The sequence below is a fragment of the Massilia phosphatilytica genome (genome assembly GCF_977014125.1).
This window is the reverse complement of record NZ_CDRNIL010000127.1, coordinates 1-2,699: the sequence shown is the minus strand read 5'-3', so window position 1 is coordinate 2,699 and position 2,699 is coordinate 1. Positions and strand designations below refer to the sequence as shown.

At 68.4% G+C, this 2,699-nt stretch carries 5 protein-coding genes and 1 pseudogene; 4 read left to right on the top strand and 2 right to left on the bottom strand.

Annotated features, from left to right (window positions below; genetic code table 11):
• Positions 1–196: hypothetical protein (locus ACWNCF_RS04460; protein WP_449406173.1), on the bottom strand; the 196-nt coding region annotated here is incomplete at its 3' end.
• On the opposite strand from ACWNCF_RS04460, the pseudogene ACWNCF_RS04455 reads away from it, so the two are divergent.
• A pseudogene (locus ACWNCF_RS04455) lies at positions 195–458 on the top strand (2Fe-2S iron-sulfur cluster-binding protein); the annotation flags it as partial. The gene ACWNCF_RS04460 and the pseudogene ACWNCF_RS04455 sit on opposite strands and share 2 nt — an antisense overlap.
• A 52-nt stretch (positions 459–510) precedes the next feature.
• On the opposite strand, the gene ACWNCF_RS04450 reads toward ACWNCF_RS04455, so the two are convergent.
• Positions 511–1,404, bottom strand: coding sequence for an alpha/beta hydrolase (locus tag ACWNCF_RS04450; RefSeq protein WP_449406172.1), 894 nt, complete (start codon positions 1,402–1,404; stop codon positions 511–513).
• 128 nt (positions 1,405–1,532) lie between these two features.
• Between ACWNCF_RS04450 and ACWNCF_RS04445 the strand changes: the two genes are divergently transcribed.
• The 3 genes from ACWNCF_RS04445 (at position 1,533) to ACWNCF_RS04435 (ending at position 2,585) form a co-directional block, all read left to right on the top strand.
• Positions 1,533–1,712, top strand: coding sequence for a hypothetical protein (locus tag ACWNCF_RS04445; protein ID WP_449406171.1), 180 nt, complete (start codon positions 1,533–1,535; stop codon positions 1,710–1,712).
• 20 nt (positions 1,713–1,732) lie between these two features.
• Positions 1,733–1,915 carry a hypothetical protein gene (locus ACWNCF_RS04440; protein ID WP_449406170.1) on the top strand — a complete coding sequence of 61 codons (183 nt, stop codon included), beginning with the start codon at positions 1,733–1,735 and terminating at the stop codon, positions 1,913–1,915.
• Positions 1,916–2,447: 532 nt separating this feature from the next.
• Complete coding sequence (locus tag ACWNCF_RS04435) at positions 2,448–2,585, top strand: hypothetical protein (RefSeq protein ID WP_200958414.1); 138 nt, start codon at positions 2,448–2,450, stop codon at positions 2,583–2,585.
• Positions 2,586–2,699 lie beyond the last annotated feature (114 nt).

Here is a 2,699-nt window from a genome sequence, read left to right as displayed (position 1 = left end):
TTGCCTGTACTTGGTTCGGTTGAGCTGCTAAGGTTAAAACGGAGGAGTTAGTTGGATGATCCAGCACCTTCCATTGATTTCCAGCCTGAAGATGCGTTGGCTTCAGGTCAGCGCCGTCCGCACGCCGTTCTGTGCGGGAACGAACCCAGGCATGGTTGGGCTGCGCGCCGCGTGCAGGCGGTACAATCGCCGGCATGACCGCGTTGACCATCACCCTGCAGCCCTCCGGCTGGTCGTTTCCGACCGACCCGGACACGACGGTGCTGCACGCCGCCGAACGGGCCGGCATCGACCTGCCGAGCTCCTGCCGCAACGGCACCTGCCGCACCTGTATCTGCCGCCTCGCGGGCGGAAGCGTGCGCTATCTCGTGGAATGGCCGGGCCTGTCCCTCGACGAAAAGCGCGAGGGCTATATCCTGCCGTGTGTGGCGGTGGCGCTCGACGACCTCGTCGTCGACCAGCGGCTCGCGAAAACGGATCGTGTTTCCCGACTGAGCGGGCCTGGCCGCGTCAGCGCGGGGCCGGCAGCATCGATTCGATCGCGCGCAGCACGAGCGGCCACGACGCCGACGTCGTGGCGACTTCGTCGTAATGGCTCGCGCCCGGCAGGATGACGACCTCGGCCGCGTCGCCGGCGGCGCGGGCGCGCGCCGCGAAATCGTGCGCCACGCGCGGCGGCGAGATGGTGTCCAGTTCCCCGGTGACGAGGATCGTCCGGCTGCCGTTCGGCATCAGGTCGCCCGCATTCGTGTCGGCGAAGACGTCCGGCCGCGCGGCGCTGGCCGTGCCCGCCAGCTCGGCGACGTCGCGCTCGCAGCTCGTTTTCAACAGCGCCGATTCGCGCCGCAGGTCGGCGAGGCCGCCGAGGCTGACGACCCGGCGCACGGGCACGGCGTCGGCGCGGAACAGCGGGCTGGACGCTGGCACGCGGGGCCGCGCCGCCAGCCATTGCACGAGCTGGCCGCCGGCCGAGCGTCCGACGGCCACGAGGCGGTCGAGGTCGAGCGGATGGTCGCGCGCCGTGCGCGCCAGCAGGTCGAGGGCGGCGTTCATGTCCTGGTAGGTGCCGGGATAGCCGCCGCCGGCTTCGTCCACGCGGCGGTATTCCACGTTCCAGACCGCGATGCCGCGTGCCGCCAGCGCCCCGGCCATGTTGCGGAACTGGGTGATGCCCCCGTATTCCTTCGTCCAGCAACCGCCATGCACGAGCACGGCCACGGGAAACGGGCCCTTGCCGGGCGGGACGAACAGTTCGGCGTACTGCGACGGCGCGGCGCCGTAGCGCAGCGTGGCGTCCGGGGCGGGGCCGGACAGGGCCATGTAGTCGGTCAGCGTCATCGGGGCGGCGTGGAGGTTGGCGGACATGGCGAGGAAGAGCGCGAGGGCGGGAAGGCGGCGCGGCATGATCGGCGACGGGATGTCAAAACCCGACTATACCAGCCTGCGCCACCCGGCCGCACGATTGAAAACCCGGCCCGGTCTTCCATGCTAGGCTGCACACAACATCAACGGCTATCAATCGGAGGATCATCATGAGCCAATCGAAATCCAGCGGCAGCCAGAACAAGCAGTCGGGCAACCTGTCCGAGGAAGATGTCCAGAAGCGCCAGGCCGGCGTCAAGGACAAGAGCAGCCACGACAACAAGTCGACCGTGAAGGCGGGGACGGGCAAGGGCGCGGGCGGCGGCGCGAAGCAGAAGGAAGGCCGCTGAGCCTGCGCCGGAGAAGACCGATGAGTTTGCCGGAACAGGACGAGGACTTGCGCCAGCACGCCCACTCGACGCCCGATCCCACGACGCCGGACCCGGAGCTGCCGCCGCCGCAGCCGAGCCCCGATCCGGACGACGTGCCGGCCCCGGCGCGCGCGCCGGTGAAGGAACCCGACGCGCCAGTGGCGCCCGTCAAGGCGCAATAACGATGCCGCGCCGCGGTCGCGGTGCGGGCAGGTCCGGATGCGGTGAATGAGGCGTGAACTGCGGATGGACGAAGTGCGGATGGGGTGGACCGTCGGGTCGCCCCATCCGTTGTCACGTGGTGCGGGTCAGCGCTTGCCCGGCTCGCCGTCGCGTGTGGCCTGCTGGCCGGCGTCTTGCTGGTCGTCCTGCTTGTGGCCGCGCGGCGGGATTTCGCGGATCATGGCGTCCGTTTCGTGCTGGGCCGGCGAGCGTTCGCCGCTGCCGATGTCCGCTTCGTGCAGGTTGGCGGGGGCGTTGGCGCCGGGGTCCGGCTTCGGTACGTTCGGTTCTCATGGCGTGCTCCATTGCGTTGTCGTGTTGGCGCGATACTAACAGTCAGTGTCGGCGCCCGGCGCGCAATAGGATCGCCGCGGGGCCACCGGTTTGTTGCTAAGCGGACACACATTACGCTTGCGTACGCTGGCGCACATATTTCGTCAGGGAATTTTTTATAATGACCGCTGTGGCCAATGACATTCGGAGGAGAGAGGTATGAGCACCACCTTGTACAACAAGATTCCGCTGGGCCGAAGCCCGTTGCTGGGCTCGCATCGGATGCACGCGGCGGTGGCGCTGGGCGTGCTGGCCGGGGCCGGCCTCGTGTGGGCCGCCGTGCGGGCCCTGCGCTGATCACGGCGCGGGTTGCCGGGACGGCCCGCCGCCGTTACCATGGCGGGCTTGTTTCCTTGGAAAGTGAGGTGCTGGATGATCCAACTAACTCCTCCGTTTTAGCACACGATACAT